Origin of the sequence: Pseudomonas aegrilactucae (assembly GCF_019168305.1) — a bacterium.
GTDB lineage: Bacteria > Pseudomonadota > Gammaproteobacteria > Pseudomonadales > Pseudomonadaceae > Aquipseudomonas > Aquipseudomonas aegrilactucae.
In genome coordinates this window covers 1-6,624 of the sequence record NZ_JAHTBI010000020.1, presented here as the reverse complement: position 1 = coordinate 6,624, position 6,624 = coordinate 1, and the positions used below count along the sequence as shown (strand labels likewise).

The window sequence follows — 6,624 nt, the reverse complement described above, 5'->3', positions numbered from 1 at the left end:
TGGCCCCGCAAAGCGAACTGCAGCAGCGCATTGCTGGCATCTGGCAACAGGTGCTTGGCTGCGAGCGCGTCGGCCTGGCCGACAGCTTCTTCGAGTTGGGCGGGCATTCACTGCTGGCAACCCAGGTGATCGTGCGCCTGCGCGAGCAACTGGGCCTGGAGGTGCCGCTCAGGGAGCTGTTCGTCGCTGACGACCTGGCGGCCTTCAGTGCCAGCGTGGCCGCGTTGCAGCAAAGCAGTCAGCCGGTGGAGGACGAATTGGCTAAATCTTTGGCGGCCCTCAAACGTTTATCTGCTGAAGAGCTCGAGAAGCTGATCTCATAACCAGGAGTAGTGGCGTGCAAGAATTGATCGGGGCGGTGGGCGAGCTGTCACCCAGGGAACGCAAAGCCTTGGCGGTGATGCTCAAACAGAAGGGCATCAACCTTTTTGGCATTGCTCCGGTGTTCAAGCGAAAGCCCGAAGAGCCGCTGTTGCTATCCTACGCCCAGGAGCGCCAATGGTTCCTGTGGCAACTGGACCCCAGCAGCGCCGCCTACCACCTGTCCAGCGCGCTGTCGCTGGACGGCAACCTCGATATGGCGGCGCTCGAGCGCAGTTTCGACACGCTGCTGCAACGCCACGAGGCGCTGCGTACCACCTTCGTCCAGCACGACGAGCAGACCCTGCAGCAGATTGCCGACCACCTGCCGTTCAGCCTTGGCCGCGCCACGCTGACGGCCTGTGCCGACGCGCCGGCACGCGAGGCCGCGATCAAGGCGTTCGTCGAAGCGCAGACCCGCACCCTGTTCGACCTGCAGCACGGCCCGCTGGTGCGCGCCACGTTGCTGCAGGCCGGCGAGGGGCGGCATGTGCTGGTGATCGTGCAGCACCATATCGTCTCTGACGGCTGGTCGATGCAGATCATGGTCGACGAGCTGCTGCGTTTCTACGCCGCGTACAGCCAGGGCCAGCAACCGGCCCTGGCGCCGCTCAAGATCCAGTATGCCGACTACGCGCTGTGGCAGCGTCAGTGGATGGAGGCGGGGGAGCGTGACCGGCAGCTGGCGTACTGGACCGCGCAGTTGGGTGGCGAGCAACCGGTGCTGGAACTGCCGCTGGATCGGGCGCGCCCGGCCGAGCAGAGTTTCAAGGGTGCCCAGTTGGGCATTCACCTGCCGAACGCGCTGGGCGCTGGCCTCAAGCGCCTGGCCCAGGCCGAGGGCGTGACCCTGTTCATGCTGTTGCTGGCCTCGTTCCAGACGCTGTTGCACCGCTACAGCGGCCAGGCGGACATTCGCGTGGGCGTACCGGTGGCCAACCGTAACCGCGTCGAGACCGAGGGCCTGATCGGCTTTTTCGTCAATACGCAGATTCTCAAGGCCGAATTCGATGGCACGCTGTCGGTGCGCCAGCTGCTGCAACAGGTGCGTACCCGTGTGCTTGGCGCCCAGGACCATCAGGACCTGCCGTTCGAACAGCTGGTAGACGCCTTGCAGCCCGAGCGCAACCTGAGTCACAACGCCCTGTTCCAGGTGATGTACAACCACCAGGGCGAGGCCCAGGGCAACTCGGCCAGCGGCCAGTTGCCCGGGTTGACCCTGGCCCCGCTGCACTGGGACAACCCGACGGCGCAATTCGACCTCACCCTCAACACCTACGACAACCCCGAGGGGCTGGACGCAGCACTTACCTACGCGACCGACCTGTTCGACGCGAGCACTGCCGAGCGCCTTGGCCGGCACTGGGTGAACCTGCTGCAGGCGATGGTTGCCGATCCCGCCCAGCGCATTGCCGACCTGGCACTGCAGGACGCCGCCGAACAGCAGGCCAGCCTGCGCCAGTGGAACGCCGACCCCGTGGCATTCCCCAGCACGGACTGCCTGCACCACCTGATCGAACGCCAGGTCGAGCGTGCCCCCGAGGCGATTGCCTTGAGCCTGGGCACCACGCACCTGAGCTACGCCGAACTCAACCGGCGCGCCAATCGCCTGGCCCATCGCCTGATCGAACAGGGCGTGGGCCCCGATGTACGGGTCGGCCTGGCGGCCGAACGCAGCCTGGAGATGGTGATCGGCCTGCTGGCGATTCTCAAGGCCGGTGGCGCCTATGTGCCACTGGACCCGGCCTACCCGGCCGAGCGCCTGGCCTACATGATCGAAGACAGCGGCATCGACCTGCTGCTGACCCAGGCGCATCTGCTGGCGCAGTTGCCGCTGCCGGCCGGGGTGCAGCCGTTGCTGCTGGATGAAGCGGTGGGCACCTGCAGCGAGGCCAACCCCGATGTGGCCCTGGACCCGGCCAACCTGGCCTATGTGATCTATACCTCCGGCTCCACCGGCAAGCCCAAGGGCACCTTGCTGGCGCACCACAACGTGCTGCGCCTGTTCGCCGCCACCGAGCACTGGTTCAACTTCGGCCCGAGCGATGTGTGGAGCCTGTTCCACTCGTATGCCTTCGATTTCTCGGTGTGGGAACTGTTCGGCGCGCTGCTGCATGGCGGGCGCCTGGTGGTGGTGCCCTACGATGTCAGCCGCTCGCCGCAAGACTTCCACGCCTTGCTGGTCAACGAAGGCGTGACGGTGCTCAACCAGACGCCGTCGGCGTTCAAGCAACTGATGCAGGTGGCCTGCTCGGCCGAACACGCCGGCACTCGCAACGCCTTGCGCCATGTGGTGTTCGGCGGCGAGGCGCTGGAGGTCAAGAGCCTGCGCCCGTGGTTCGAGCGCTTCGGCGACCAGCAGCCGCGCCTGATCAACATGTACGGCATCACCGAAACCACGGTGCACGTGACCTACCGGCCGATCAGCCTGGCGGACCTGGGGGGGGAGGCCAGCAGCCCGATCGGCGAGGTGATCCCGGACCTGTCCTGGTACCTGCTCGATGCTGCGCTGAACCCGGTGGCCAAGGGCTGCATCGGTGAACTGTATGTGGGCCAGGCGGGTCTTGCGCGTGGTTACCTGAACCGTGGCGACCTCACGGCCACGCGCTTCATTCCCGACCCGTTCGGCGCGGCCGGCGAGCGCCTGTACCGCACCGGCGACCTGGCGCGCTACCGCGCCGACGGGGTGATCGAGTACATCGGGCGTATCGACCATCAGGTCAAGATCCGTGGCTTTCGCATCGAGCTGGGCGAGATCGAGGCCAGGCTGCTGGCGCTGCCCCAGGTGCGTGAAGCGGTGGTGCTGGCGCAGGCGGGCAGCAATGGTGCGCAACTGGTCGGCTACGTGGTCGCGCACGGGCCGACTGGCAGCGAGGCCGAACTGCGTGACACGCTGAAGGCGCGGCTGCGTGACGACCTGCCCGAACATATGGTGCCGGCGCACCTGTTGTTCCTCGAGCACCTGCCGCTGACCACCAACGGCAAACTCGACCGCAAGGCCTTGCCGCAACCGGATGCCAGTGTGCTGCAACACGCCTATGTCGCCCCGCAGAGCGAGATGGAGCAGCACCTGGCGCAGATCTGGCAGGACGTGCTGAAGCTGCAGCAGGTCGGCCTCACCGACAACTTCTTCGAACTGGGTGGCGACTCGATCATTTCCATCCAGGTCGTCAGCCGTGCTCGCCAGGCCGGTATCCGCATCAGCCCCAAGGACCTGTTCCAGCACCAGACGGTGCAGAGCCTGGCCACGGTGGCGCAGATGGGGACACACGCGGCACACGCTGATCAGGCACCCTTGGTCGGCCCGGTGCCGATGCTGCCGATGCAGCAGTTGTTCTTCGACAACGTGCACGTGCAGCCCCACCACTGGAACCAGTCGGTGCTGCTCAAGCCGTCGCAACCGCTCGATGCCCAGGTGCTCGAACGTGCCTTGCAGGCGGTGGTGATGCACCACGATGCCTTGCGCCTGCAGTTCGAGGCACAGCACGGGGCGTGGCATGCGCGTGTTGCCGCACAGCCCGTCGCACCGCTGGTGTGGTACCGCGATTGCGCTGACCTGAGTGAACTCGATGCCTTGGGCGAGGCGGCACAGGCCAGCCTCGACCTGCAGCATGGCCCGCTGCTGCGCGGCCTGCTGGTCAACCTGCCGAACGCAGAGCAGCGCTTGCTGCTGGCGATCCATCACCTGGCAGTGGATGGCGTGTCGTGGCGCATTCTGTTCGAGGACCTGCAGCAGGCCTATACGGCATTGAGCGTGAATGCCCCTGTGCAACTGCCGCTCAAGACCACCTCGGTCAAACGCTGGGCGCAGTGGCTGCAGGAACATGCCAGCAGCGCTGCGGTGCAAGCTGAAGTCGGATACTGGCAGGCGCAACTGCAAGGCGTGGCCCTGGACCTGCCCTGCGAGCACCCCCACGGCGATCTGCGCAACAGCCAGAGTGTCAGCGTCAGTACGCGCTTGGACGCGGGGCAGACCCGAGCGCTGCTGCAGGAGGCGCCGGGTGCCTACCGCACCCAGGTCAACGACCTGCTGCTGACGGCGCTGGCACGGGTGCTGGTGCGCTGGACCGAAAGCCCGGCGGTGGCGCTGCAGCTGGAAGGCCACGGCCGTGAAGAGCTGTTCGAGGACCAGGACCTGACCCGCACCGTGGGCTGGTTCACCAGTGTATTCCCGGTGAAGCTGACCCCGGCCGCGTCGCTTGGCGAGTCGATCAAGGCCATCAAGGAGCAACTGCGCGCCATCCCCAACAAGGGTATCGGCTTCGGTGCCTTGCGCTACCTGGGCGACGAAACGGTGCGCAGCGCGCTGGCTGGATTGCCGGCGCCGCGCGTGACGTTCAACTACCTGGGCCAGTTCGACGCCAGTTTTGCTGACGACGCGGCGCTGTTCGCCCCGTGCGGTGACGCGGCCGGCAACCCGCAGAGCGCCGAGGCGCCGCTGGACAACTGGCTGAGCATCAACGGCCAGGTGTTCAACGGTGAGCTGGAACTGAACTGGACCTTCAGCCGAGCCATGTTCGCCCCGGCCAGCGTGCAGCGCCTGGCCGAGGAGTACGCGCTTGAACTGGCGCAGCTGATCGCGCATTGCACCAGCGGCCAGGCCGGTGGCGTGACACCGTCGGACTTCCCGCTGGCCGCCCTCGACCAGGGCCAGCTCGATGCGTTGCCGGTCGACGTGCAGGCGCTCAAGGACCTCTACCCACTGTCGCCGATGCAGCAGGGCATGCTGTTCCACAGCCTGTATGAGCAGGATGGCGCCGACTACATCACGCAGATGAGCCTTGAAATCGACGGGCTGGAGCCGACGCGCTTCGCCCGCGCCTGGCAGGATGCGGTGGACGCGCACGACATCCTGCGCACGGGCTTCCTCTGGCAGCCGCCGCTGGTGCAACCGTTGCAAGCGGTGTTCAAGCACGCCACGCTGGCGTTCGACATGCATGACTGGCGTGGCCGCGACGACCTGGACCTGGCCATTGCGGCGCTTGCCGACGCTGAGCGTACCCGTGGTTTTGCCCTGGACCAGGCACCGCTGCTGCGCCTGCACCTGGTGCAGAGCGATGTGCAGCGCTACCACCTGATCTATACCCACCACCACATCCTGATGGACGGCTGGAGCAACTCGCAGTTGCTGGGTGAAGTGCTGCAGCGCTATTGCGGCCAGCCCCCGCACAGCGCGCCGGGCAGCTACAGCGACTACATTGCCTGGCTGCAACGTCAGGACCGCCAGCACAGTGAAGCCTTCTGGAGGGAGCAGTTGCGCGACCTGCAGGAGCCGACGCGCCTGGCGCAGGTGTCGACGGCGTTGGCCGGGCATGGCTATGCCAATCACTACCTTGATCTGGACGCCGCCCAGACCCAGCGCCTGCATCAATTTGCACGGCAGCAGAAGGTCACCGTCAATACGCTGCTGCAAGCCGCCTGGCTGCTGTTGCTGCAGCGCTACACCGGGCAATCGACCGTGGCGTTCGGCGCCACCGTGGCCGGTCGCCCGGCCGAGCTCAAGGGCGTGGAACAGCAGATAGGCCTGTTCATCAACACCTTGCCGGTGGTGGCCAGCCCACGTCCGGAGCAGGCGTTGAGCCAATGGTTGCAACAGGTTCAGGCGCAGAACCTGAGTTTGCGCGAACACGAACATACGCCGCTGTTCGAGGTGCAGCGCTGGGCCGGCAAGGGGGGCGAGGCGCTGTTCGACAACATTCTGGTGTTCGAGAACTACCCGGTTGCCGAAGTGCTGGAACAGGCTGCGCCCCAGGGCCTGCAGTTCGGGGCGATGGAGCAGCACGAACAGACCAACTACCCGCTGACCCTGGCCGTTGGCCTGGGCGAGGTACTGTCGTTGCACATGAGCTACGACCTCGGGCATTTCTCCCAGGCCACGGTCGAGGGTATCGGCGCGCAGTTGTGCACGTTGCTCGATGCCATGCCGAGGTCGGCCGAGCAGCCGTTGAGCGCGTTGCCTTCGATGAGTGCAGCCGAGCAGCGTGACGTGCTGGCCGAATGGAACCCGGCCCCCGCGCAGTTCACCAGCCCGCGATGCATCCATGAACTGATCGAAGCCCAGGCCGCGCGGGCACCGGATGCCATCGCGCTGACACTGGGTGACACACAGCTCGGTTATGGCGAGTTGAACTGCCGAGCCAACCAGCTGGCCCACGCGTTGATTGCCCAGGGCATCGGCCCGGAAGTGCTGGTCGGCCTGGCCTGCGAGCGCAGCCTGGAGATGGTCGTCGGCCTGCTGGCGATCCTCAAGGCCGGCGGTGCGTA

2 protein-coding genes are annotated in these 6,624 nt (G+C 66.2%); both read left to right on the top strand.

Annotated features, from left to right (window positions below; translation table 11 throughout):
• Positions 1–323: phosphopantetheine-binding protein (locus tag KUO17_RS06975; RefSeq protein WP_255263457.1), on the top strand; the 323-nt coding region annotated here is incomplete at its 5' end.
• Positions 324–337: 14 nt separating this feature from the next.
• Positions 338–6,624, top strand: a 6,287-nt coding sequence (locus tag KUO17_RS06970) for an amino acid adenylation domain-containing protein (protein ID WP_341869589.1), incomplete at its 3' end; no start/stop codon positions are given.